18 protein-coding genes and 3 tRNA genes are annotated in these 24,475 nt (G+C 64.6%); 9 read left to right on the top strand and 12 right to left on the bottom strand.

The genetic code is table 11. The features are described from left to right. Positions 1 to 342: 342 nt before the first annotated feature. On the bottom strand, positions 343 to 3,468 hold the full coding sequence (locus tag LN450_RS07750) for a multidrug efflux RND transporter permease subunit (RefSeq protein WP_011347614.1): 3,126 nt from the start codon (positions 3,466 to 3,468) through the stop codon (positions 343 to 345). 51 nt (positions 3,469 to 3,519) lie between these two features. Further along, positions 3,520 to 4,632, bottom strand: coding sequence for an efflux RND transporter periplasmic adaptor subunit (locus tag LN450_RS07745; RefSeq protein ID WP_011347613.1), 1,113 nt, complete (start codon positions 4,630 to 4,632; stop codon positions 3,520 to 3,522). A 123-nt stretch (positions 4,633 to 4,755) separates the two neighbouring features. Between LN450_RS07745 and LN450_RS07740 the strand changes: the two genes are divergently transcribed. Next, the gene (locus LN450_RS07740) at positions 4,756 to 5,325 is read left to right on the top strand and encodes a TetR/AcrR family transcriptional regulator (protein WP_011347612.1); all 570 of its coding nucleotides are present in this window, start codon (positions 4,756 to 4,758) and stop codon (positions 5,323 to 5,325) included. A gap of 294 nt (positions 5,326 to 5,619) precedes the next feature. Here LN450_RS07740 and LN450_RS07735 read toward each other — a convergent pair whose 3' ends face one another. Then, entirely contained in the window at positions 5,620 to 7,446 is a 1,827-nt protein-coding gene (locus tag LN450_RS07735) for a hypothetical protein (protein WP_011347611.1), read from the bottom strand. Between the two features lie 13 nt (positions 7,447 to 7,459). Beyond that, positions 7,460 to 8,059 (bottom strand): NfuA family Fe-S biogenesis protein, encoded by a 600-nt coding sequence (locus LN450_RS07730; protein ID WP_008575672.1) that lies wholly within the window; start codon positions 8,057 to 8,059, stop codon positions 7,460 to 7,462. 88 nt (positions 8,060 to 8,147) lie between these two features. On the opposite strand from LN450_RS07730, the gene LN450_RS07725 reads away from it, so the two are divergent. The 4 genes from LN450_RS07725 to LN450_RS07710 all read left to right on the top strand — a co-directional run bounded on the left by LN450_RS07725 (position 8,148) and on the right by LN450_RS07710 (position 12,121). Continuing rightward, entirely contained in the window at positions 8,148 to 8,504 is a 357-nt protein-coding gene (locus tag LN450_RS07725; RefSeq protein ID WP_011347610.1) for a 4a-hydroxytetrahydrobiopterin dehydratase, read from the top strand. Next, entirely contained in the window at positions 8,501 to 8,923 is a 423-nt protein-coding gene (locus LN450_RS07720) for an energy transducer TonB (protein ID WP_011347609.1), read from the top strand. Before LN450_RS07725 ends, LN450_RS07720 begins: the two co-directional genes overlap by 4 nt. A gap of 264 nt (positions 8,924 to 9,187) precedes the next feature. Beyond that, a complete protein-coding gene (gene zupT / locus LN450_RS07715; protein ID WP_005921249.1) occupies positions 9,188 to 10,006 on the top strand; it encodes a zinc transporter ZupT in 819 nt (272 codons plus the stop codon). 297 nt (positions 10,007 to 10,303) lie between these two features. Continuing rightward, entirely contained in the window at positions 10,304 to 12,121 is a 1,818-nt protein-coding gene (locus LN450_RS07710) for a DUF3300 domain-containing protein (RefSeq protein WP_011347608.1), read from the top strand. Positions 12,122 to 12,154: 33 nt separating this feature from the next. Here LN450_RS07710 and LN450_RS07705 read toward each other — a convergent pair whose 3' ends face one another. Then, positions 12,155 to 13,141 carry an RluA family pseudouridine synthase gene (locus LN450_RS07705; RefSeq protein ID WP_011347607.1) on the bottom strand — a complete coding sequence of 329 codons (987 nt, stop codon included), beginning with the start codon at positions 13,139 to 13,141 and terminating at the stop codon, positions 12,155 to 12,157. 409 nt (positions 13,142 to 13,550) lie between these two features. On the opposite strand from LN450_RS07705, the gene LN450_RS07700 reads away from it, so the two are divergent. After that, entirely contained in the window at positions 13,551 to 17,192 is a 3,642-nt protein-coding gene (locus LN450_RS07700; RefSeq protein WP_041855056.1) for an Rne/Rng family ribonuclease, read from the top strand. A 524-nt stretch (positions 17,193 to 17,716) separates the two neighbouring features. Here LN450_RS07700 and LN450_RS07695 read toward each other — a convergent pair. The 3 genes from LN450_RS07695 to LN450_RS07685 all read right to left on the bottom strand — a co-directional run bounded on the left by LN450_RS07695 (position 17,717) and on the right by LN450_RS07685 (position 19,815). Next, positions 17,717 to 18,364, bottom strand: coding sequence for a response regulator (locus LN450_RS07695; RefSeq protein ID WP_003489223.1), 648 nt, complete (start codon positions 18,362 to 18,364; stop codon positions 17,717 to 17,719). A gap of 239 nt (positions 18,365 to 18,603) precedes the next feature. Then, positions 18,604 to 19,350 carry a sulfurtransferase gene (locus LN450_RS07690; protein ID WP_011347605.1) on the bottom strand — a complete coding sequence of 249 codons (747 nt, stop codon included), beginning with the start codon at positions 19,348 to 19,350 and terminating at the stop codon, positions 18,604 to 18,606. A 99-nt stretch (positions 19,351 to 19,449) separates the two neighbouring features. Beyond that, entirely contained in the window at positions 19,450 to 19,815 is a 366-nt protein-coding gene (locus tag LN450_RS07685; protein ID WP_008575660.1) for a DUF6164 family protein, read from the bottom strand. 59 nt (positions 19,816 to 19,874) lie between these two features. Here LN450_RS07685 and LN450_RS07680 point away from each other — a divergent pair, with 59 nt between their 5' ends. Together LN450_RS07680 and LN450_RS07675 are read left to right on the top strand one after the other, a co-directional pair. Further along, positions 19,875 to 20,306: an FKBP-type peptidyl-prolyl cis-trans isomerase gene (locus tag LN450_RS07680; protein WP_039417968.1), complete on the top strand. Its 432-nt coding sequence runs from the start codon at positions 19,875 to 19,877 to the stop codon at positions 20,304 to 20,306. A 10-nt stretch (positions 20,307 to 20,316) separates the two neighbouring features. Next, positions 20,317 to 21,579 carry a TIGR03862 family flavoprotein gene (locus tag LN450_RS07675; protein WP_011347603.1) on the top strand — a complete coding sequence of 421 codons (1,263 nt, stop codon included), beginning with the start codon at positions 20,317 to 20,319 and terminating at the stop codon, positions 21,577 to 21,579. On the opposite strand, the gene LN450_RS07670 is transcribed toward LN450_RS07675, so the two are convergent. Further along, positions 21,563 to 22,855 (bottom strand): nucleotide sugar dehydrogenase, encoded by a 1,293-nt coding sequence (locus LN450_RS07670; protein WP_011347602.1) that lies wholly within the window; start codon positions 22,853 to 22,855, stop codon positions 21,563 to 21,565. The genes LN450_RS07675 and LN450_RS07670 overlap by 17 nt on opposite strands. 139 nt (positions 22,856 to 22,994) lie before the next feature. On the opposite strand from LN450_RS07670, the gene LN450_RS07665 reads away from it, so the two are divergent. Beyond that, a tRNA-Leu gene (locus tag LN450_RS07665) sits at positions 22,995 to 23,078 on the top strand. Positions 23,079 to 23,436: 358 nt separating this feature from the next. On the opposite strand, the gene LN450_RS07660 is transcribed toward LN450_RS07665, so the two are convergent. From LN450_RS07660 to LN450_RS07650, 3 genes are all read right to left on the bottom strand, one after another. After that, positions 23,437 to 23,512 (bottom strand) — tRNA-Gly (locus LN450_RS07660). A gap of 81 nt (positions 23,513 to 23,593) precedes the next feature. Beyond that, positions 23,594 to 23,667 (bottom strand) — tRNA-Cys (locus tag LN450_RS07655). Positions 23,668 to 23,962: 295 nt separating this feature from the next. Then, on the bottom strand, positions 23,963 to 24,475 hold a 513-nt coding region (locus LN450_RS07650), incomplete at its 5' end, for an integrase core domain-containing protein (protein WP_228885841.1).

Below are 24,475 nucleotides of genomic sequence, written 5' to 3'. Positions count from 1 at the left end.
ATAGCTTCCGAGGCCGCATGGCAGTACACAACTTCGGGTGATCCTGGCAACCCTCGACGACCGGGGTGAGGCGCAGACATGGAGGCGATCCCGGACCCGCATGGACGATCGGCGAAAGGTTGTGAAAAATTCTTTGATGACAGCGAGTTAGCTCACTTTTGGCTGTCTTTTACACGAATCCCTGCCGACCCTCAGACGCGCTCAGCGCCCGCAAACTGGCTCGGGTCTTTGAAGCGCCTGCCGATCGATTGCTGGCGCCGTCAGGTCGGCACGAACGCTATCGCGATTACTGCCGCCCTCTTCCCACGATCGACTGATGCCGCATGCAGTTGCCCGGCATGATCATGTGGAGGGCTCCGCCGGGTTTGCAGCTGCACTCCTGCGGGCAGCCACATACGCCATCACCCAGGTAAAAAAGATCGGGGTGAACACGACACCAAGCGTACTGGCCGCCAGCATGCCGCCGATCACGCCGGTGCCCAATGCATTCTGGCTCGTTGCACCCGCACCGCGTGCGATCACCAGCGGAATCACGCCGAGAATGAAGGCCAGCGACGTCATCACGATCGGGCGAAAGCGCAGCCTGGCCGCCTGCATTGCAGCGTCCGGCACGCGCGCGCCCTGCGCATGCAGTTCCTTGGCGAATTCCACGATCAAAATCGCATTCTTGGCGGCCAGGCCGATGATGGTGATCAGGCCGACCTTGAAGTACACATCGTTGGAAAGGCCGGCCACCCACACCGCGGCGGTCGCGCCAATCGCGCCGATCGGCACGATCAGCATCACCGAAAACGGAATCGCCCAACTCTCGTACAGCGCGACCAGCAGCAGAAACACCACCAGCAAGGCCAGGCCGAGCAGCAGTGGCGCCTGTGTGCCGGCAGCTTTTTCTTGATACGACAGTGCAGACCATTCGTAGCCAATGCCCTGGGGAAGTGCAGTCGCCAGGCGCTCCATTTCCGCCAGCGCGTCGCCCGAGCTGATGCCTGGCGCAGCCTCGCCGGTGAGATTGACCGATGCATAGCCGTTGTAGCGGGCAATCTGCACCGGCCCCTGCTCCCACCGTTGCGTGGTGAACGCCGTCAACGGCACCTGCTTGCCGGTGCTGCTGGTGACAGACAGCGTGTCCAGTGATTGGGGCGTGGCGCGATCGCTTGCATTGCCCTGTACCACCACCCGTTGCAGACGACCGCGGTTGACGAAATCGTTGACGATCGTCGAGCCGAACGCGATGGACAGCACCTCCATCGCACTCTGAAAGCTCACGCCCAGCGCTTCGGCCTTGCCGCGATCCACTTCCAGGCGCAGCTGCGGCGCATCGGCAAGACCTTCCACCATCGCGTATGCCAGCTTGGGCGACTGATTGGCCGCATGCAGCAACTGGTTCACCGACTGCATCAGCGCGTCTCGCCCAAGATTGCCGCGGTCCTGCACGCGCAGCGAGAAACCGCCGGAATTGCCCAGGCCTTCGATCGGTGGCGGCATCACGGCCATGATGGTCGCGTCGCTGATGCGTCCCAGCGCCGCGTTGGCGGCCGCCACTTCGCTGGCCACCGATTCGCTGTCGCCGCGTTCGCTCCAGTCTTTCAGTGACGGAAAGGCCATGGCCGCATTGGCGCCGCTTCCGGAGAAACTGAAACCGTACACCAGCGTCACGTCCTGCATGCTCGGCCGCGCGGCGAGGTAATCGTTGACCTGTTGCCCGGCCGCGCGCGTACGGCTGTAGCTGGCGCCGGGCGGCAACTGCATGTCCACGATCATGTAGCCCTCGTCTTCCTGCGGTACGAAGGCCTCCGGCAGCCGCACGTATGCCAGCCCAAGCGCGCAAAGCAGCACGGCGTACACCAGCATGTAGCGTCCGGCACGGCGCACCAGGCGATGGTTCAACTGATCGAAACGCGACGTCAGCGCGCTGAAGTTGCGGTCGAACCAAGCGAAGAATCCCTTCTTCTCATGGCGGCCATCGATGGGTACCAGGAACGTCGCGCACAGCGCCGGTGTCATGGTCAGCGCCAGGAAACCGGAAAACAGGATCGAGACGGCGAGCACTGCGGAGAACTGTCGGTAGATCACGCCGACCGAACCGCTCATGAAGGCGAGCGGCAAAAACACCGCGGTGAGCACCAGGGTGATGCCGACGATCGCACCGCCCACCTGCGTCATCGCCTTGATCGAGGCATCGCGCGGCGACAGGCCTTCCCCGGCCATCAGGCGCTCGACGTTCTCGACCACCACAATCGCATCGTCCACCAGGATGCCGATCGCCAGCACCATCGCGAACATGCTCATCATGTTCACCGAGAAACCCAGCAGCTTCATCATCGCGAACGTGCCCAACAGGCACACCGGCACCACGATCGCCGGGATCAAGGTATAGCGGATGTTCTGCAGGAACACGAACATCACCAGGAACACCAGCGCCATCGCTTCGAGCAAGGTATGAAGCACCTTCCTGATTGCCACATTGACGAAGGTCGAACTATCGAAGGGCACCGAGTAGGTGATGTCTGCCGGAAAACGCTGCGAGAGTTCCTGCAGGCGCTGGCGCACCGCCGCCACGGTGGCGACGGCATTGCCGCCTGGCGCCAGCTGCACCGCCGCGCCGGCGGCCGGGCCACCGTTTTCCTGCACATCGAACTGGTAGTTCTCCAATCCAAGTTCCAGCTTCGCCACGTCCGACAGATGCACCACCGCGCCATTGGCCTGGGCACGCAGGATGATCTGGCCAAATTCCTGCGGCGATTCCATCAGGCCGTGCACCACCAGCGTGGTGGTCAATTCCTGATCTTGCGCGCCTGGGCGTTCGCCCAGGCTACCGGCTGCCACTTGCAGGTTTTGCGCACGGATCGCGTTATTGACGTCGACAATGCTCAGCCCATAGCCGCGCAATGCCTGGGTGTCCACCCACACCCGCATCGCCGCTTCGGCGCCGAAGAACTGCACGCGTCCCACGCCGGGAACACGGCGGATCTCGTCGTTGACCACCCTGGCCGCGTAGTCGTTCAGGCGCACCACGTCCTGCGCGGCGGTCGCATCCTTGTAGACCAGCGAATACAGCATCAGGAAGCCGGCAGTGGTCTGTTCGACCTGCAAGCCAAGTTGCGTCACCGCTGCCGGCAGTCGCGATTCTGATTGACGAATGCGGTTCTGCACGTCCACCTGGGCGATGTTGGGATCGGTGCCGGGCTGGAACGTGATGGTGATCTGCGCACTACCGTTGGAGCTGCTGGAGTCGTAATACAGCATGTCGCGCGCGCCGTTGAGCTCCTGCTCGATGACACTGGTCACCGCGTCGTTGACGACCTGGGCCGACGCGCCGGGATAGGTGGCAGAAATGCTGATCTGCGGCGGCGCCACTTCCGGATATTTTTCGACAGGCAAGGTGCGCAATGCCAGCAGGCCGGCGAGCGAGATGAAAATCGCAACCACCCACGCGAAGTTGGGGCGGTCGATAAAGAATCGGGACATGGACGGTCACCGGGGCGCCACGCGCCCGCACAGGCGGAATGAAGGAGTGGTTCAGTGCGCGGCGTTCAACACGGCACCAGGCTGGATCCGCGTCGCGCCTGAGGCGATGTAGCGCTCACCGGCCTTCAGCCCTTCGAGTATCTGCCAGTCGGTGCCGACCATCGCGCCGGTTCGGACATCGCGCAGTTCGGCCCTGCCGTCGGCGCCCACGACCATCACCGCAGCGCTGCCGCCCGGTCGCCGCTGAATCGCCCGCTGTGGCACGTAGACCGCGTCGCTGGCGGTACCGTTCGGCGTGCGCACGCGCACGAACATCCCCGGCAGCAACAGGTTGTCGCGGTTGTCGAATTGCGCGCGCAGCGACACCGTATCGGTTGTTTCGTCCACCCGCATGTCCGCGAACAGCAGGTCGCCCTCGCGTGTCTCGCCGAGCTCAGGAATGTCGATGACGACCTTGAGCGGCGCCTCGCCTTTGCGGGCGCGACCGCGCAACTTCAGCGCTTCGGCGACCGGACGATTGAAGTCGGCGAAGATCGGATCGAGCTGTTGTATCAGCGCCATTTCTGTCGCCTCGCCCCCCTGCCCGACCAGCGCGCCCTCGGTGACCAGCGCCCGCCCGATGCGGCCGTCGATCGGCGCACGCACCGTGGCGAAGCCCAGCTCCAGTTGCGCGATTTTCAGCGCCGCACGCGCCGACGCCACGGCTGCCTGGGTGCTTTTGAAATTGCTGCGGGCGGTGTCGAAGTCCTGCCGGCTGATCACCTGCCGCTGCACCAGTTGCTGGCTGCGTTCGAACTGGGCGGCGGCATTTTCCAGCTCGGCGTCGCTACGCCTCAGCTCCCCGCGTGCGCGCGCCACCGCGGCCTCGAACGGCGCGGGGTCGATCTGAAACAACACCTGCCCGGCCCTGACGTCCGAACCTTCTTCGAACCGGCGTGCCAGCACCACGCCGGCCACGCGCGCACGAACCTGCGCTACGCGCATCGGCGAAACACGGCCGGGCAGATCGGTGGTCTGCAACACCTTGCGCGCCTGCGCGGTGGCGATTTCCACCGCAGGTGCAACCGAAGACTCAGCGGATGGAGCGGCTTTGCCGCAGGCGGCCAGTGCGAACGGAAGGAAGGCGCACAGCGAAAAGAAACGGTAAGCGCGTTGGGCTGTCACAGCGCGGGGTCCAATGGATGACGCGGCAATGATGCGCCATAGATCCTTATGAATCAAATATGATTCATAAGGATCATTTCCAAAGAACCTGTATCATCCCTGCTTCACTCGTTTTTCAAGCGTATGAGCCAGGACGACCAACGCCTTATCCGCCTGCTGGCCGCAACGCTGACCCGCCGCCCACGCAGCAATCTCACCGAGCTGGCCGGTGGCGCGGGGATCAGCCGCGCGACGCTGTACCGCTTTGCCCCGACCCGCGCGGCAATCGTGGAGAAGGTCACCGCCGAAGCGTGGCTGCGTCTGCAGGCGGCCCTGCCCAACGATGCCCTGCCCGATCCCATGGCAAGCCTGCGACGCATGACGCACGCCTTGGTGGAAGACCTGGATCTGGTCATCTACATCGTCAACGAGATGGGCATGGAGGGCGCCGAACGCGGCAACACCTATTACGCCGCGCCGGAGTGGGAGTCGTTCCAGGCGCATCTGGATGCTTTCTTCTTGCACGGCCAGCAGCGCGGCGTGTTCGGTATCGAAATGCCGGCGTCCTGGTGGAGCGACTTCTACCTCTCGTGCCTGTTCGGAGCCGGTTGGGCAGTGGCCACCGGCCGTCTGGCACAGGCATCGGTCGTGCGTGCGGTCCTGACCTCGTTCCTGGAAGGCGCACGTTCCGGTTCGAGAGTGCAATCTCCCTAGCCGCGAGCCGCTGGCGCCGCCGTCACCGTCGCCACCAGCCGGAACACCACGCGATGTATCGCGTTTCCGCAGTTTGAGCGATCGGTTTTTATCGAGGCGGCAAACCGGTTCGCCGGTGGCCGGCACGGTCTGCAGCCGATGGACGAGCGTCCCCGCATCCTGCGCTCTCGGCGGCTGATGCAGACAATGCATGTCCACGCGCCCGGAGGCGCGCAAGCGCACCGTGAAGCGAAGGGGCGCAGGGCCGATCTTTGCACTCAGGCAGACATCGCCGCACGCCATCGCGCGTCACGCTCACCCGCCGTTATGGGGCAGCGCGCCCTTGTCTTCCTGCAACTCACGCTTGAACGGCACGTCCGGCGGTGGGCGTGCGATAGCCGGTTGATCGTTGAGATTGGGGTCGCTCAAGCCGCAACCGCCGCCGAATTGCAGCAGGGACACCACGCAACTGATCTTGGTGGTCGTGCCAGGAATCGGAATCTCGATCTTCTTCAGGCCGCGCCGCACCCATTCCTGCAGCAGCGTCTGGTTCGGCATCCAGTACTTGTCCAGCGATGTCGGCGTGTAGCCGTACGGCGGACGTTTAAGCCAGGTGCCGCCCTGGGCAATCTGATCGCGGGTCCAGGTATCGGTCTCGCTGCCTGGTGGTCCGCGGTCACCTGCACCCTGGCCGGCATCACCGGCTCCGGTGGCCACCTTGATGCTGCCATCGGCATTGAACATGCCGTTGCGCTGGGTGTTGCCACCCGTCGTGTCGCCTTGCCGATTGCGGTCGGACTTGCTCCAGTCGTCGGCGTTGGCGGCCACGTCCCACCCGCCGCTGCGATCGGCAGGCGCCGGGCCGGCATGACCGCTGGCGGCTGGCTTGGCGGGCGACGATGCAGCGGCTGGCGCGCTGCTGGAACGTTCGGACCGGGCAGGACTGGCCTGCGACTGTGCAGGTTGCGCGGCTGCTTGCGCGGCTGGCGCCGCCACGGTGGCCGGCCGTGGGTCGGGAGTCGCAGGCGTCGCTGGCACGACAGGCGTCGCCGCCACCGGCGCAGGCGCCGGATCCGGCACGTTCGGCAGCTCTGCGGGACGCACCGCAACGTCAGGCATGCGCACGGTCGGCGAGATCTCACGCAGGCGCGCAGCCGGCGCGGGGATTTGCGGGCGCTCGGGGATGACGATGTCGCGCTCGCGCACTGTTGGCGCAGCGGCAGAGCGCACCGCCACGTCGGTGGCCGGATGCTGCAGTTCGCGCACCTGCGGGCGTTCGGTCACCGTCTGGATGTCGCGTTGACGCACTTCAATCTGCGGCGCCGCCCGCTCGATCGCACGCGGCGTCAGCGTGATCGTTGGCGGCGGTGGGACGACGAAGTCGTTGGTAGCGACAGGGGTTTCGGTAACCTGCAGCGGCGATTCGATCGTCACCGGCGGCACCTGCACCGTCACCTGCGGAATATCCGCGGTGACGGGTTCGCTGGCCGCTTGCACCGGTTCCGGCGCATGTTCCGGTACCTGGGCCGTGTCGGGGCGCTCCACAGGGTCGGCAGCTGGCGGCACTGGCGTCGGTGTCGGTGTCGGCGATGGAGCTGGTTCGCTGTTCGTCGCCGATGCACCCGCGTGCGCTGGCGAAGACGCCGCAGTTGCAGCCGCCTGCGTCGATGCCTCGGCCGCAGGTTGACCTTCCCCGCCGCCCTGCGCTTCAGCCCCTTCGCCAATCAAGGTCATGCGCACCCGCAATTCGTCGCCGGGCTTGGTTTCTTCCGGCGCCCAGCGCACGGTGACCACCCAGATGAGCAGCGCACCAAAACCGAGGTGGATGAGGAAACTGCCAAGCACCGCCAGCCAGTGCTGCCGACGCTGATCCTTCGGCCGCGGGTCCCAGTGTTGCCACCACAGGCTGCGGAACGCCTGGAATGGCGACAGCAGGGAGACGCCGGTCACCGCACTCCGTGTCGGCTGCCCACGCGCCAACAGCACATCCATGACGTGGTCATCGTTGAATGGCGCAGCCGCGTGCTTGCGGTTGCCCATCCAGATGCCCCAGCCATACGGAAGGCCGGTGCGCCGATCCAGAATGAGCTTGCCGGGCATGCGCGCGCGCAGTGCCTGCAGCAGATCGGCAGCCGTTGTCACCGGTGGCGCGGAATCAGGCCGCGCTGTCGCGCGGAATGTAGGGAGCGTCGCCGGTGGCGTGGTCGGTCGCATCGCGCACCGCAGTCACGCCGGGCACGCGCCCCATCAAGGTCTTTTCGATGCCCTGCTTCAAGGTCACGTCGGCCATGCCGCAGCCGTGGCAACCGCCGCCGAAGCGCAGCAATACCACGCCGTCGGCGGAGACTTCCTGCACGGCCACGCGCCCGCCATGCGATGCCAACTGCGGGTTGATTTCGTTTTCCACCACCCAGCGCACACGCTCCACCATCGAAGCCGACTCTGCGGGCGCTTCGCCCTTGATCTTGGGCGCCTTGATGGTGAGCTGCTGGTTGCCGGTAGACTGGGTGACGTAGTCGATTTCGGCCCCGTCCATCCACGGCACGCTGGCAGCGACGACATACAAGGTGAAACCATCGCAGTCGATCGCCCATTCGTCGCCGCTCAGGTCCGCCGGTTCGGCGAACTCAAGCCGGGCGTCGGCACGTGGGGTACCCGCATCCACCGCGCTCAGGCGCACGCCCATGCCGGGCACGCCCTCGCGTTCGATGAGCTTGCGGAAATAGGTCTGGGCTTTGTCGGATATCTGGATCATGCGGGTTATTCTACCGCCCAAAGCGCCCTCGCTCATGGAACACCGTGATCCTGGTGGGCGCGCTGTCCGCCACCCCTGCGAGACCGTCATGACCGATCTGATTCCCCTGGAGCAGGCCCACTGCCTCCCGCGCAAAGGCAGCGACCACAAGCTGGGCGAGGCGCGCCTGACCGAGCTGCTGCCACAGGTGCCCGGCTGGGAGCTGGCCGAGGCCGGCATGGCGCTCACGCGCACGTTCCGCTTCGCCGACTATTACCGCACCCTGGCCTTTGTGAATGCGCTGGCCTGGATCGCCCATCGCGAAGACCACCATCCCGACCTGGGCGTGCATTACGACCGCGTCGTGGTGCGCTATTCCACCCATGACGTGGGCGGACTGAGCGAAAACGACTTCATCTGCGCGGCCAAGACCGCGCAGCTCTACGATCAGGGAATCACTGCATGAACATGTATCGCGCCGCGTTCGCCGGCCTCGTCGTCGCCACCGGCCTTGCTGGCTGCGGCAAGTCGCCACAGCAGGCCGCCGCGCCCACCGTCGCGCCCACCGAGCTGGCTGCCCTGAAGACGCCACCGCCGGAATATTCGCCGCAGCTGGCCTGCGCCGGTGTGGGCGGCACGACCGTGCTGCGGGTCGTGGTCGGCACCCAGGGCACGCCGACCGATGTCTCGGTGGCACAGAGCAGCGGCCAGCCCGTGCTCGACGAAGCGGCCCGGACGCGCGTGCGCGAGTGGCAGTTCAAGGCCGCCACCCGCAATGGCCAGGCCGTGCCGCAGACCATCCAGGTGCCGGTCTCGTTCAAGCCGCCGGTGCCGCGTCCGAACGAATGTTTCGCCATCGAGGAACGCGCACGCCGCGGCGGCTGAGGACAGCGCAGGTCGGTGACGCCTTATTCCTGCACGGCACAAGCGCATCGACACCAGCGCATGAGCAACAGCGCCTTGTTCGCGCGCTTGAGTGTCGCCCCTGCCTGACGCTGGCGCAGAGGCGCTGCTTTTCGTCTTCGACACCACGTCTTCGTCATCGCGGCATGGCCATCCTGCTTCCGCGGAGGGGTGTGCGTATCTGGCGAGCTGCAGTTGCCACGCTCTCCGCAGGAAGTTCTTCATTCCACGAGGACGTCGCGCCACATGCTTGCAGTGTCATCACACAATCTCTGGATCGCGCTTGCGGTCACGCTGGCGGCCGGGCTGGCAACCGGGCTCGGCAGCCTCATGGTGGTGTTCGCCAAAAAGCCCAATCCGCGGCTGTTGGCATTCGGCCTGGCCTTCGCCGGCGGCGCCATGGTGTACGTGTCGCTCACCGAGATCCTCAACAAGTCGATCGCCGCGTTTTCCCAGGCCTACAACGACAAGCTCGGCTTTACCTTCGGCACACTGACCTTTCTGGGCGGCATGCTGCTGATCATGGTGATCGACCGCCTGGTGCCAAATCCGCACCAGAGTTTGTCCAGCGACGATCCGCAGTTTCGCGAAGACAACCGGGCCTATATCCGCCGGGTTGGCCTGATGACCGCCGTCGCGATCACCGCGCACAATTTCCCGGAAGGACTGGCGACTTTCTTCGCCACGCTTGAAAGCCCAGCGGTCGGCATGCCGCTGGCGTTCGCGATCGCCATCCACAATATTCCCGAAGGCATCGCGATCGCGGTGCCGGTGTATTTCGCCACGCGCAACAAGTTCTATGCGGTGGGCGCCAGCCTGCTCAGCGGGTTGGCCGAACCGGTCGGTGCAGGCATCGGATATCTGGCCTTGTCCAGCGTGCTCTCGGATGCGGTCTTCGGCACCGTGTTCGGGCTGATCTCCGGGGTCATGGTGTTTCTGGCGCTGGACGAATTACTGCCGGCTGCCAAGCGCTACGCACAAGGTCACGAGACCGTGTATGGCCTGGTCTCGGGCATGGGAACGCTGGCGATCAGCCTGGTGTTGTTCCGTTTCGCAACCCCGTGAAGCGCGTCATGCGCGGGCATCACCACTCGAGATGGCCTGGCGCGAAGTCTGTTGCAGCAAGTGCAGACAATGCCGCTTCAGAAGCCCGATCGCTGTGTTGCCCGTGACGAGCCGACGCGCCCGCCCGCCTGAAATCAACCGCATGCCACGCAGCGCACCTGCGTGAGGTGCTGTTTCCCGCATGTCTGCTGAACACCGTCGCGCCTGGTCGACTGAAGCCAAGTTCTAGAAAGGTTCCAGACATTCAAGCCGGCGCATGGTACGCGCGTCATCAACGCACACACAGCGAGGTGCCGTATGCAACGCACATGGTCACAAGGGCGCCTTGCCTTGGCGCTGTCGATCGCATCCACTGGCCTGATTGCACTCGGCGGCTGCCAACGCACCGACGCACCGGCGCCGGCCGCCGCCGAGCCTCCGCCGCCTCCCAGCGCGATGGCAGCGCCGGCTTACACGCCGCCCACGGCGGACCAGCTTTACCAACTGGTCGCGCCGATTGCCCTGTTTCCAGACAAGTTGCTGGCGCAAACCTTGGCGGCGTCGGTGTATCCCGATCAAGTGGTCACCGCACAGGAATGGCTACGCAGCAATAGCGGTTTGAGCGCTGCAGATCGCGCGCAGGCCACGGTGTCGCAATCGTGGGACCCGAGCATCAAGGCACTGACCGCCTTTCCCGACGTGGTGGCCCAACTGGCTGGCAATCTGGATTGGACGCGTGCGCTCGGCGATGCCTACGCCCACGATCCCAACGATGTGCTCAACGCGGTGCAGATCATGCGCCAACGCGCCCAGGCCAGCGGCCATCTGCACAGTACGCCGCAACAGCAAGTGCAGGTGGCGCGCCACGTGGTGGTGACGCCCATTCTGGATGAGGGCCGCATCCCGCCGCCCTCGCAGGTGATCACCATCGAACCAGCGCAACCGGATGTGGTGTACGTGCCGCGCTACGATCCCGGCGTGGTCTACGGCGCGCCGGTCGATGTCTACAGGGAGTATCGCTACCGCCCGGTCCGCTGGTACGACGAAGGCGACGTCGTCACCACCGGCCTGGTGTCCTTCGGCGTCGGCGTATTGGTGGGCGGCGCACTCGAGCACCATCACGGTTGGTTCGGCTGGGCCGAGCCGGCGCCTGTCTGGCACCGCTGGGGCTGGAACAGCTGGGGTGTGGATTGGAACGCGCCGCCGGCCGCACCGCATTATGTGGTCTACCAGAACCATGTCTATGCGCCGCGCACCACCATCATCAACAACCGAAATACGTATGTCGATTCACGCTCGTACGTGAATCAGGATCAGCGCCATTGGTCCAATTCGACATCCGCGCCTGTGGCCGGGATGTCCCCAGCCAACTTCCATGCGGCGCAGGCGGCCGCTCTACCGGCAGCAGTCGCCAGCGCACGTGGGCTTGGTGCGTTTGCAGGAGCGGCCACGCCAGCGCCTTCGCCCGCCCAACTGCATCGCCCGCCCGACTATGCGCATCTGGCCACACCGCATTTCAATGCACAGATGCTGCAACCAGGCCGCCCGGTAACGCTGAACGCATCGCCATCGCCATCGCCGCATGCTGCGCCGCTGACAACTGCGGGCCATCCGATGCAGCCATTGCCCTCCGGGATGCGTTCGCCGCGCGTGCAAGCACCGGCATTCGCCTCGGCTGCAACGCCTGCACGGGTGAATGACTTGCAGGCCGCACAGCAGCACATGGCGCAGATGCACGCACAGTCGCGGGCAGCGCAGGAACAGGCAGCTGCAGCCAACCGCGCACATGCCGGCATGCCGCCGCGCGATGCATTTGCGAGCCGCGACGCCCGCGACAGCCAGTTCCGAGCCCAAGCCCAACCTGCGCAATGGAAGCCGCCCGTGCAAGAGCAGCGGCAGCTGGCGCCTCATCAGCAGTTTGCATCCGCGGCAGTGCCGCGTGTCGAACATGCGCAGCCGTCGCAGCCGCGTGACGAACCGCGCCCGGTCATGAAGGCAGAGCCGCAGCAGCGCATGCAGCGGATGGCGTCCTTCGCCCCGCCGCGTGCCGCTCCGACCCATCAGGCCGATATGCACCAGCAACGCCCGCATCCGTCGGCGCAGCCGCAACATCACGACCATCGCCACGAAGGCTGAGTCAGTCGCGCTGGCGCAGCCGCCATGGCTGCGTCAGCGACCGAGCTGGTCTAGGGCCTCGGCCAGCTCTGGCGCCAATGGCGCGCTCAACACGTACGGCGTCTTGCCGGCATCCAGTGCGAATTCCAGCGATGCGGCATGCAGGAACAACCGCTTCAAACCAAGCTGGTCGCGTAGGCGCTTGTTGACGTCTGCCTCACCGTATTTCTCGTCGCCGGCCACCGGGTGCCCCAGGTGCTGGGCATGCACGCGAATCTGATGGGTGCGGCCGGTTTCGATGCGCACTTCGCAATACGAATGCCCGCCGCGCCGTTCCAGCAACCTGAAATGGCTCAGCGACGGCTTGCCGATCGCATTCACCTGCACATGCCGCTCCCCTCCCTGGCGCAGGCCGATGTGCAGCGGCGCGTCCACGGTCATCACGCCGTCGGGCATGCGGCCCACCAGCAGGGTCAGGTAGCGCTTGGTGATGCCGCGTCCTTCGACGCGGTCGTCTTCACGCATGAGGGCCTGCAGCTCGGTCAGCGCCGAGCGCTTCTTGGCCACGATCAATAGGCCGGACGTATCGCGATCAAGCCGGTGCACCAGTTCCAGGCTCTGGTTCGGGCGCAGCGCCCGCAGCGTTTCAATGGCGCCGAAGCTGATCCCGCTGCCGCCATGGCTGGCAACCCCGGACGGCTTGTTCAGGGCAAGCAGGCGCGCATCCTCGAACACGATTGCCGCTTCCAGCCGCGCCATGAATGATGACGGCGGCGCGGCCTTGTCGCCCTCTTCGTTGATGCGCACCGGCGGAATCCGCACTTCTTCGCCGCCCTCGAGCTTGCGTTCGGCCTTGGCACGCCCGCCATTCACGCGCACCTGACCGCTGCGCACCAGCTTGTAGATCAGGCTACGCGGAGCGCCCTTGAGCTGGCCAAGCAGGAAATTGTCCAGCCGCTGCCCAGCACGGTCTTCCGGAACTTTGAGAATGCGCACGCCGACGCGGTCGGCCGGCGGCTTGGGGGGCTGGGGGTCGGTCATCCGGCTCTTTATTCTGTTACACTCGGCGAGCGAGATAAGGGTTTGATTTTGTTGGAAGTTGATTGGCCAGAAGCCTGACTTCCGATGATTCCGGCACAGTGCGCGACCACCGCCCCCGGGGCGGCCATGTTAGCGGCTCACCGGCCTACCCGGCCATCGCCAGCGGTTTTTGACCGCTGCGCTGAACATGTCCCGTGCGCTGCCCCGGTTCGTCCGGACGCGGCTGCCGGCCCTGAAACACCTATAAAACTTAAACAAGCGCTCCCGCGGCCTGCCGTGGTGTTGCAGCGCTGGAAACTCTGGTCAGGCCTGTCCGCGCGTTGCGCGAAGGGCCGACAAGCTGTTCCAGAGGCGAAACGTCACGGCGTTCCGCGCGGTAGAGCGCGTGAGGAACGCAACAATGAAGCGAATGCTGATCAACGCAACGCAGGCCGAAGAGCTGCGCGTGGCGATTGTGGACGGCCAGACCCTGTACGACATCGACATCGAACAGCCGTCCAAGGAACAAAAGAAGTCCAACATCTACAAGGGCCGTATCACCCGGCTAGAGCCTTCCCTGGAAGCGGCGTTCGTGGACTATGGCGCCGAGCGTCATGGCTTCCTGCCGTTGAAGGAAATTTCCCGCGATTATTTCCAGGCCGGTGTCGACCATAACAAGTCGACCATTCGCGAGCTTCTGCGCGAAGGCCAGGAAATCGTGGTGCAGGTCGACAAGGAAGAGCGTGGCAACAAGGGCGCCGCCCTGACCACGTTCATCTCGCTGGCCGGCCGCTACATGGTGCTGATGCCCAATTCGCCGAGCGCCGGTGGCGTTTCGCGCCGCATCGAGGGCGAAGACCGCGCCGCGTTGAAGGAAGCGCTGGACAAGCTCGACATTCCCGACGACATGGGCGTGATCATCCGCACCGCCGGCGTGGGCCGCGATGCCGAAGAACTGCAGTGGGATCTGGACTATCTGCTGCAGACCTGGAAGGCAATTGCCGAAGCTGCGCTGAGCAAGCCGGCCGCGTTCCTGATCTACCAGGAATCGCGCCTGATCATCCGCGCCCTGCGCGACTACCTGCGCGCCGATGTCGGCGAGATCCTGGTCGATACGCCGGAGCTGTACGCCGACGCCCAAGAGTTCATGAAGCAGGTGATGCCGCAGAGCCTGCGCAAGCTCAAGCACTACACCGACGATATCCCGCTGTTCAATCGCTTCCAGATCGAATCGCAGATCGAAGGCGCCTATGAGCGCAACGTGCGCCTGCCCTCGGGCGGCTCGATCGTGGTGGACCAGACCGAAGCGCTGACCGCCGTGGACGTGAACTCCTCGCGCGCCACCAAGGGGAGCGATATCGAAGAAACCGCGTTCCAGACCAATCTGGAAGCGGCAGAAGAAGTCGCACGCCAGCTGCGCCTGCGCGACCTGGGCGGCCTGGTGGTCATCGACTTCATCGACATGGCCTCGTCCAAGCACCAGCGCGAAGTCGAAAACAGGTTGCAGAACGCGCTCAAGTACGACCGTGCGCGCGTGCAGTTGGGCCGCATCTCGCGTTTCGGCCTGATGGAAATGAGCCGTCAACGGCTGCGACCGAGCCTGGGCGAATCCAGCCAGATCGTCTGTCCGCGTTGCGATGGCCATGGCCGCATGCGCAGCGTCGAGTCGCTGTCGCTGTCGATCATCCGCGTGGCAGAAGAGCACGCCATGAAGGAAAACACCGGGCAGGTGCTGGTCCAGGCGCCGGTGGAAATCGCCAACTACCTGCTCAACGAAAAGCGCAGCGCACTGCGTGAAATCGAGCAGCGCCACGAGTCGCCGATCATCATCGTCGCCGACGAGCAACTGCACACCCCGCACTACGAAGTCACGCGCCTGCGCGAGAACGAGCTGGGCGAAGAGAGCGGCAAGCCGAGCTACCAGCGCGGCACCCCGCGCAAGCTGCCGGTGCATGCACTGACCAAGGCGCAGTTGAATATTCCCGCAGCCCCGGCGGTCACGTCGATCAAGCCGAGCCAACCGGCACCGGTTCGCGAAGAAGCCCCTGCCCCGGTCGCGCCCGTCGCTGCGCCGGCGCCGGTGGTGACCGTGCCCATTCCGGCACCGATCACCGGTGTTGTGGGCTGGCTGAAGCGGATCTTCGGCGGCGTCGAGCCCGTCGCCCCGGCCCCGGAGTCGACCCCGCGTCCGCGCCAGAACGATGCCGGCCGCAGTAACCGTGGCGAACGCGGCGAGCGTGGCGGTCAGCGCCGCGATGGTCGCGATGCCCGTAATGGCGGCAATGGTGGCAACCAGCAACGTGGCAATGGCGGCAATGGCAACGGCGCCAATAAGGAACGCCGTGACGAGCGTCGCCAGCCTGCCAGCGCCCAGGGCGCGCAGAATGGCGCACAGGCACAGCAGGTGCAGGCGCCTAAGCCGCCGCGCAATGAAACGCAGGCGTCAAAGCAGCAGCAACCGCAGCAGCAGAAGTCCAAGCCGCAGAACCAGAGCCCACGCCCGCCACGTGCGCCTGCACAGCAGGACGGCGCGCCAGCCGAGCGGCAGCCGCGTCCGGCACGCCAGGATGAGGGTACGGCAGCGGCGCAGACCGTGACCTCCACTGCCGCAACGGCCACCACGTCGAGCGTGGTGGCCGCCATTGCCGACGCCGCTGCACCCACCAATGCGCAGACCAACGCCAATGAAGCGGCGCAGGCGCATCCTGTCGATGTCATGGTGAGCGAATCCACCGCTGATCGTGGCGCCGACGCAAATGCAACTGCACCGGCCCAGGATGCCGCAGGCGACGATGCAGCCAATGGCGAAGGCGGGAGCCGTCGCCGCCGCGGCCGTCGTGGTGGCCGTCGTCGTCGTCGTGGCGCCGGTGCCAACGGAGAAGGTGGTACCAGCGTCGATGGCCTGGAAGGCGACGATCTGGACAGCGATGCCGACAACGATCTCGATGGCGACAGCGAAGGCGACGACGCCGGTGCTCATGCGCATGTATCGGGCGCACCGCGCGCCGGCCAGCCGGAGTTCGATTTCGACGATGAGGCACCGGCACCGGCGGTGCGCGCCAAGCCGGAATCCGCTGCCCAGGCAACCGCCAAGCCGCGTCCGGTTCCCAAGGAGCGCGCAGAGCCACGGGGCGGCAGTGACACAGCTTCGACCACCGCGCCGGTTTCCAATACCGTGCCGGCATCGCAGGCTTCGGCAGCACCCGTTGCCGAAGCCGCCCGCGAGCGCCCTGCTGCGCCCGTTGCTGCTACCGACGCACCAGCCAAACCCGCGCCGGCTGTCACAGCGTCGACGGCTGCCAGCACCGAGGGTGCTGCAGCGCAGGCTGCAGAACAGCGCCCCGCGCCGGTCGCACAGCAGGCGTCCGCTACCCCGGCTCCGCTTGCCGCCCCTGCGCCAGTGGCATCCACGCCGGCACCTGCAGTGGCTCCCGCTGCCGGGACTGCACCGACGGCACTGGCTGTTGCATCGCCTGTGACCAACGATGCGGCGACAAGCAGCCAGCACCAACCTGCGCCCTCGGCGCCGGCAAGTGCGGCTGTACCTGCCGCCGACGCCGAGGCCGCGAAGGCCGACCACCAGCAGCGCGCTGTGTCGGCGGACGTGGCAGCGCCTGCGGTGCAGGCAGCGCCGGTGCAGCCTGCACGGGCAACGCCTGCTGACGACCTACCGGCACCAGCGGCGGCTACGCCGGCATCGCAGGCCGCAGTGGTCACGGTGACGTCGCCGCACGCCGAGCAGTCTGCTTCGCAGGCGCCATCGGCCGAGGTGGCAATGACCTCGACCTCGACGGTTGTGCAGGCAAGCCCAAGTGCAGACACCGCGCCCGTGCGCAAGCCGTATGCTCCGGTGCAGACCACCATGCTCGATGCGCTGAGCCCGAACGATGCTGCGCCAGCAGCCTCCTCGGCCAGCAAGCCTCCGGCAGACCCTGCAGCAGAGCAGGAGTTGCAGGCAGGCAAACCCAAGCCGACGGTGGTCGTGTCCGAACCAGTCAAGCCGGTTGCTCCATCGGCCGACGCCGACCAGGTGCAGGATGACGACAACAACAAGCCGCGTGGCGATCACTGATCGCCAGGTGACTTGATTGGTTGGCCTGTTGGGATAACAGGCCACGTCAACATCGAAACAGCGGCCTTCGGGGCCGCTGTTTTTTTAGGCACCGCCTGCACTAACGCCAAGCCGCATCCGCCGGTTGTGATCCCGGAGAGACATCGACGCTCCACGTTCTTCCACATGAGCGGCGACGTTTGTCGTCACTCGTGGTCAGTGTTTGCAAAGACCCTTCGATCGGCAAGTGCGGCGACGCCAGGCCTTGCTGGCACATGACGACAATCAGCGCGGAAGCTCCTAGTACACGGCGTGTCGTTACGCTCACCACCCGGGCGTCAGGGCGCCCCCGGCCTTGTTCCGACATACCGCGCGTTCCTAGAAGGCCGGGCTAATTCCCCACTCACGCGTTGACGCAATCCAGCAACCGCTTCTGAGGGCGAGACACGTCATTTCTCGGCACGTGATGAGCTTTCTCTACGCGATGTTGTGCGCCCTGGACTTGCGATGCAGCGCAGCCACTGCACTGCACTCAAGGCAACGGTTCACAGCACCCTGGAGGGATCGGTCAGACCGTATTGATTGGCTAGCCGCGCCAGCGCAATGTTGTCCTGGATGCCGACCTTCTCGAACAGGCGTGCCTTGTGCGTGTTGATGGTCTTGGCGCTGAGGTTCAGGCGCTTGGCGATGTCTTCCTGGCGCAGGCCCTGGGTCAGCAGCAAGGCCACTTCCAGCTCACGGGGCGACAATGCATCAAACGGTGAACCGCCACCTTCCAGATTGGACAGAGCCAGGTTCTGCGCGATCGTATTGCCGAGATAACGCCGTCCCAATGCGACTTCACGTACCGCGCGCAGCAACTCGTGCGCGTCACCACCTTTTCCCACATAGCCGGAGGCGCCTGCCTCGAGCAACCGCTTGGGCAAGGGGCCGTCTTCGAGCACGGAGACGATGATGACCCGCGTACCGTAGTCGCCCTTGACGATGCGCTCGGTAATTTCCAGGCCGCTGACGCCGGGCAAATGCAGATCGCACAGCACGATGTCCGGTTTGAGTTGACGAATCTGCGGCAATGCGGCTTCTCCGCTCTCTGCTTCACCCACCACATCGACGTCCACTTCCTTGGACAGAATCATCTTCATGCCTGTACGCACGAGTGCATGATCGTCGATCAGAAAAACTCTGATGGTCATCCTTGTTGTCCTCGCTAGCGGCTGGCTGGTGCAGCCTATCTCCGTGAATAATTCAGGGCAAGCTCGATGCGACGTATTACGCCCAAGTTAGAGCGTTATGACACGTCACTAGAGCATGCATGACGTGCGCATGGCGCGATGTCTCTAGGCAAGATGTTGCAACGTGTGCCGATGATGCGGGCGCCAGGCCGACCGGTGACATCGGGCAATGCAGTCGCGCTCGGTCAGATTTTCACTGGCTAGGCGGTACGGTCGGCGTCCACCAAGGGTTTTAATTCGGGATCTAGCGCAACGCGTTCGTCGAAGACGAAGCAGCGGCCCTCGTAGCCTTCGCCGCCGACCTCTTCGAAGTAGCCGAGGATTCCGCCCTCCAGTTGCAGCACGTTGTCCATGCCATCGGCCTGCATCCACAGCGCGGCCTTTTCGCAACGGATGCCACCGGTGCAGAAGCTGACCACCGTGGCATCGGCCAACGCGCCACGATGCGGTTCCAGCGCGCCAGGCAAGTCGGTGAACTTGTCGATCGGCAGCGTCAATGCACCCTGGAAGGTCCCGTATGCCACTTCCTGCGCATTGCGCGTGTCCAGCAACACCAGCGGACGGCCGCGATCATCCTGCCCGTTCCGCAGCCACTCGCGCAGCACGGCAGGCGTCACCGACGGTGCACGACCTTGCAGCGGCGATGCATCGTCGCGCCGAAAACTGATGATCTCCGGCTTGATCTTGACCTTGAGCCGCGCAAACGGCTGATGCGCGCTTTCGCTGTACTTGATGCGCATCTGCGCAAACCGCGCGTCGGCCTGCAGCCAGGCATAGAACGCGCCGATCTGCTCGGCAGCCCCTGCCAGGAACAGGTTGATGCCCTCTTCGGCCACCAGCACCGATCCTTTCAACGCATGCTGCTCGGCTTGCGCGCGCACGCCGTCGGCAAGTGTCTGCGGATCCTGGATGGTGACGAACTGGTAGGCGGCGGTATTGATAATCATGCGGCTATTTTAGGGCCGCGGGCAGCCCCTAGCGAGCGCCGTGAACGGGACGTCCAGCACGGTGCAGCAGCGTGCCTGCAAGCGCGTCATGCCGCGCACTCAGCCGCGCAACAGCACAAACGGCAGCAACACCAGCGAGGCGACGACCAGCATGCCGATCAGCGTCACGAGCACGAAGACAGGTCGCCTGCGCAGCAACGCGCCAAAGGTCTCCGCAGTGCCGGCTGCAAGTTCCTCCTGGCGCTGGGCACGCGCAATCGCGCCGCGCTGCGCCTGGTAGGCATCCATCGCCGCCTTGGCGCGTGGATAGTCGGCATCGTCGCTGAGCCAGATACCGCCAGCGGAAATCCCCCAGTTGCTGGGGCGCGTTTCATAGATCTGCACGCGCTGCTCGCGCATCAGCGCCCGCACCTCATCGGCTTCGTCGTCGGGAACATTGCGCAGATTGAGCAGCAGCTTGGCCATGCCGCGATGATACCGGGAGCCAGGTGCGATAATGGCAGCCTTTCTCCATGGACCCTGCCATGCGCCTTTTGTTGACGCTCGTTGTCGCCCTGTTGCTCGCAAGCTGCGCGCCCGCCCTGCCGCCCTCCGGCGGCACCATCGCCAGTTTCGAGCGGATCGACCGCACCGTGGGGACCGGTGCAGAGGCCACACCAGGCGCCATGGTCACCGTGCACTACACCGGCTGGCTGTACGACGAAAAAGCCGCCGACAAGCACGGCAAGAAGTTCGACAGCTCGCTGGATCGCGCCGAGCCGTTCCAATTCGTACTAGGTGGCCACCAGGTCATCCGCGGCTGGGACGATGGCGTGGCCGGCATGCGTGTCGGCGGCAAGCGCACCTTGATGATTCCGCCCGATTACGGCTATGGCGACAACGGCGCCGGTGGCGTGATACCGCCCGGTGCATCGCTGGTGTTCGATTTGGAATTGCTGGGCGTGCAGCCGCGCTGAGTGCCTGACGATGACTGATCTGAGCAGGCAGCGGCTGGCCGTGATCGGCGGTGGGCCGGCCGGTTTGATGGCGGCGGAAGTGGCCTGCGCGGCAGGCTTGGCGGTGGATCTGTACGAAGCCAAGGGCTCGGTGGGACGCAAGTTCCTGATCGCTGGCAAAGGCGGCTTGAACCTCACGCATTCCGATTCGATGCCGCTGTTTGCGCAACGCTATCGCCAACGTCAGCAACCGGTTTCCGCATGGTTGCAGGACTTCGATGCTGATGCGCTGCGCGATTGGGCGCGAGAGCTCGGTGTCGAGACCTACGTCGGCAGTTCCGGCCGTGTCTTTCCAATGGACCGCAAGGCCGCACCCTTGCTGCGCGGCTGGGTGCGCCGGCTCAAGGAACAGGGTGTCACGTTTCATGTGCAGCACCGCTGGCTGGGCTGGACTGAAAACGGCGCACTCCGTTTCGACACACCCACCGGTGCTGTGGAGTGCAGTGCAGAGGCAGTCGTGCTGGCGCTTGGTGGCGGCAGCTGGCCGCAGCTTGGTTCCGACGGCCAGTGGCAAGCAACACTGCAGCAACGCGGTATCGCGGTAGCGCCCCTGGTGCCGGCCAACTGCGGCTTCGATATCGATTGGAGTGCGCACTTCGTGCAGCGCCATGCAGGTGCACCGCTCAAACCGGTCGTTGCGCATTGGCAGGGTGGCAACGGCATGCAGCATGCATTGCAGGGCGAATGCGTGGCCACAGCGAACGGCATCGAGGGCAGCTTGATCTATGCCTTGGCCGCGGACCTGCGCGAGCAGATCGACGCCCATGGCGTCGCCGAACTCGTGCTGGATCTGATTCCCGGCCGCTCGCTCGAACGCGTGCATGCCGAACTGGCCCAACCGCGCAAGGGGCGCAGTTTCAGCGAGCATCTGCGCCGCCAGGTCGGCATCGATGGCGTCAAGGCGGCCCTGCTCTACGAAGAACTCGGCAAGCAGGCGGGCGACGACGTGGCGTTGGTCGCACGCACGCTCAAGCAGTTGCCACTGCGACTGTTGCGGCCACGTCCGCTTGCCGAAGCAATCAGTTCTGCAGGCGGCGTGCGGCTGGAGGCGCTGGACGATCAGCTGATGGCGCAGTCGCAACCAGGGGTGTTTTGCGCTGGCGAAATGCTCGATTGGGAAGCGCCAACCGGCGGCTACCTGCTCACCGCCTGCTTCGCCAGCGGCCGACGCGCCGCACGCGGCGCTGTGCAGTGGCTAGCGCAGCACAACGCAGACGCTACAGACGATCGCTGACTGCCGCACGCGGCCACACCGATTTGACGTCGTACACCACCGCGCCCGGCTTGCCGAGCGCGGCGATCTGCGCGACGTCGTAGTCGCGATACTGCGCGTGCGCCACTGCCAGCACCACGGCATCGTAGGCGCCCTCTTCCGGCGTCTGGCTTAAATGCACACCGCCGTGCTGCAGCGCTTCAGCCGGGTCTGCCCACGGGTCGCAAGTGTCCACCTGCACACCCCCGGCCTGCAGCAACTGCACCAATTCCAGGGCGCGGCTGTTGCGCAGATCCGGGCAGTTTTCCTTGAATGTGGCGCCCAGTACCAGCACCCGCGCCTGCGCGAGCGCGACGCCACGCATGGCCAGCATGCCGCACACGCGCTCGGCCACATGTCGGCCGACCCGATTGTTGACCTGCCGCGCGGTGTGGATCAGGTCCGGGTGATAGCCCACGCTTTCGGACTTGTGCATCAGGTAGTACGGATCCACGCCGATGCAATGCCCACCGACCAGGCCAGGGCGAAACGGCAGGAAATTCCACTTGGTTCCTGCGGCCTCGAGCACATCCAAGGTGTCGATTCCCAACTTGTCGAAAATCAACGCCAACTCATTGACCAGTGCGATATTGACGTCGCGCTGGATGTTTTCGACCACCTTTGCCGCTTCGGCCACGCGCATCGACCGAGCGCGCCAGGTGCCGGCAGTGATGATGCTGGTGTACAGCGCGTCGACTGCATCAGCGGCGTCCGCCGTCGAGCCCGAGGTGATCTTGCGAATGTCGCGCAGACGCCGCTGGCGATCGCCGGGATTGACACGCTCGGGGCTGTAACCGCAAAAGAAGTCGTGGTTGAAACGCAACCCGGAGCCTGCTTCGAGCAAGGGCACGCACACTTCTTCGGTGGTTCCTGGATAGACCGTGGATTCGTAGATCACCAGGTCGCCGGGCTTGAGGGCGGCGGCGATCAAAGCCGTGGCGCTACGCAACGGCTCCAGATCCGGTTGCTCGAAGCTGTCGATCGGCGTTGGCACGGTCACGATGAAAATGCGACACGCGGCCAGATCCGCGGCGTTTGCGCTGTAGCGTAACTGCGTTGCGGCAGCCAATTCGGCATCGTCCAGTTCCAGCGTGGCATCGTGGCCATCGCGCAATTGCGCAACGCGCTGCGCATCGATGTCAAAGCCCAGGGTGTCGCGCTGCTCCCCGAATGCAACCGCCAACGGCAGGCCGACATAACCCAAGCCGATGACGGCGATGCGCCCCTGTGGGGGGGCGAGAAGCGTGATGCCGGACATGCGGTTCCTTAAAATGGTGCGCAGCCCGTGGCGGCCCGCTATGCGGCGGCAGCATAACGCAGGCCGCAGGCGCCAGGCAGTGCAGGAAGGACGCAGCAAAGATTCACAATCGCCGCGCAATCAGGCACGCTATCGCAATGCCCGGGTGGCGAAATTGGTAGACGCAAGGGACTTAAAATCCCTCAGCCGCAAGGCTATGCGGGTTCGACCCCCGCCCCGGGCACACGATTTATAAGGTAATCGAGTCGGCGCACACGCAATCGTCTGCGCGCCGCTTACCGGCTGATGTCCATGCACGATCATCCGCATCATGCAGCCAACGCGCTGGTCACCTGGCCCCGGATTGCGTTTCGATTACGCGTGCCCGCGACATCGCGTTGCGCCGTTCCCCAACGCAATCAGTCAAACCCACGTGTCCAAGTGCCCAAGCACAGGTGCGCACTGGCGCATGCGCTCATTACCGGACACCGCAGCACCACCGCTCATATTTCGCAGCCGCCGCGTAGTGCCTGGACGCCACCGGCAATTACACGCGACCAATAAAAAACCCTGGATATCGAGCGATATCCAGGGTTCGAATTTGGAGCGGGAAACGAGACTCGAACTCGCGACCTCAACCTTGGCAAGGTTGCGCTCTACCAACTGAGCTATTCCCGCGTGGAGCGAAATTGTACAGCGTCTTACTTCGTTGCGCCAGCCCTGTCGTCGTTATCGATGGCAGGAAGACCGCATGCGATGTGGAGGCCTGGGCCGGAATTGAACCGGCGTACGCGGATTTGCAGTCCGCTGCATAACCACTCTACCACCAGGCCGAAACATCAAACCCAAGGCATCCTGCCTTGAAACGACGAGACCCCTGACGCGGGGTCCTGTCTACATCTGGAGCGGGAAACGAGTCATGCTTTAGAGCGCTAAGTCGCTGATTCCCAATTACTTTCTTCGCCTCTATGATTAGCGAAGGCCTGAATTCTAGCCTTGTTTTTCGCCCTATGCAACAAAATTCGTCCAAGGGCTTCCATCAAGGTTCAAGGAGTGCCATACACGCCATCGCAACGGACGCAGAGCCCAGGGTAATCCCCCCATTTGTAGCAGTCACCAAAAGTGGAGTTATGCCGCAAGTGCCAACTTTTGCATTGCGGTAATGCCGCCGAGCGCGATGTTCGGGCGCTCGTGGTTGTAGGTCCATAGCCATCGTGTGGCTCTGTCTTGCACCTGCTCAATTGAGTCGAACATGGTTCGGGCCAACCATCCATAGCGTACCGTCCGGTTGTAGCGTTCAACGTAAGCGTTTTGCTGTAGCTTGCCTGGCTGGATGTGCTCAATCCGGATGTCGTGCTGCTCGGCCCAGGTCAGTAGTGCGCCACTGATGTATTGGGGTCCACTGTCGCAACGAATAACGAGCGGCTTGCCGCGCCATTCGATGATCTGCTCCAGCGACCGGATCACCCGGGCCGATGGCAAGGACAAGTCAAACTCGATTCCCAGCCCTTGGCGGTTGAAGTCGTCAATCACGTTGAAAACCGTTCCCCTTTTCTGGTTGAAGGATTCGTCTTTCTGGAAAAACCAGCAACGGCAAGTACTCAGCGGGCATATCCCCACCACTCGATCATCAACACATCG

This window comes from Xanthomonas euvesicatoria pv. euvesicatoria (assembly GCF_020880415.1).
GTDB lineage: Bacteria > Pseudomonadota > Gammaproteobacteria > Xanthomonadales > Xanthomonadaceae > Xanthomonas > Xanthomonas euvesicatoria.
This window is presented reverse-complemented; position numbering and strand designations above follow the sequence as displayed.

Bases quoted from the DNA above. Each gene is read 5' to 3' on its own strand.
- LN450_RS07750 (WP_011347614.1), bottom strand. From the start codon at position 3,468: ATGTCCCGATTCTTTATCGACCGCCCCAACTTCGCGTGGGTGGTTGCG.
- LN450_RS07740 (WP_011347612.1), top strand. From the start codon at position 4,756: ATGAGCCAGGACGACCAACGCCTTATCCGCCTGCTGGCCGCAACGCTG.
- LN450_RS07730 (WP_008575672.1), bottom strand. From the start codon at position 8,059: ATGATCCAGATATCCGACAAAGCCCAGACCTATTTCCGCAAGCTCATC.
- LN450_RS07725 (WP_011347610.1), top strand. From the start codon at position 8,148: ATGACCGATCTGATTCCCCTGGAGCAGGCCCACTGCCTCCCGCGCAAA.
- LN450_RS07720 (WP_011347609.1), top strand. From the start codon at position 8,501: ATGAACATGTATCGCGCCGCGTTCGCCGGCCTCGTCGTCGCCACCGGC.
- zupT (WP_005921249.1), top strand. From the start codon at position 9,188: ATGCTTGCAGTGTCATCACACAATCTCTGGATCGCGCTTGCGGTCACG.
- LN450_RS07710 (WP_011347608.1), top strand. From the start codon at position 10,304: ATGCAACGCACATGGTCACAAGGGCGCCTTGCCTTGGCGCTGTCGATC.
- LN450_RS07705 (WP_011347607.1), bottom strand. From the start codon at position 13,141: ATGACCGACCCCCAGCCCCCCAAGCCGCCGGCCGACCGCGTCGGCGTG.
- LN450_RS07700 (WP_041855056.1), top strand. From the start codon at position 13,551: ATGCTGATCAACGCAACGCAGGCCGAAGAGCTGCGCGTGGCGATTGTG.
- LN450_RS07695 (WP_003489223.1), bottom strand. From the start codon at position 18,364: ATGACCATCAGAGTTTTTCTGATCGACGATCATGCACTCGTGCGTACA.
- LN450_RS07690 (WP_011347605.1), bottom strand. From the start codon at position 19,350: ATGATTATCAATACCGCCGCCTACCAGTTCGTCACCATCCAGGATCCG.
- LN450_RS07685 (WP_008575660.1), bottom strand. From the start codon at position 19,815: ATGGCCAAGCTGCTGCTCAATCTGCGCAATGTTCCCGACGACGAAGCC.
- LN450_RS07680 (WP_039417968.1), top strand. From the start codon at position 19,875: ATGCGCCTTTTGTTGACGCTCGTTGTCGCCCTGTTGCTCGCAAGCTGC.
- LN450_RS07675 (WP_011347603.1), top strand. From the start codon at position 20,317: ATGACTGATCTGAGCAGGCAGCGGCTGGCCGTGATCGGCGGTGGGCCG.
- LN450_RS07670 (WP_011347602.1), bottom strand. From the start codon at position 22,855: ATGTCCGGCATCACGCTTCTCGCCCCCCCACAGGGGCGCATCGCCGTC.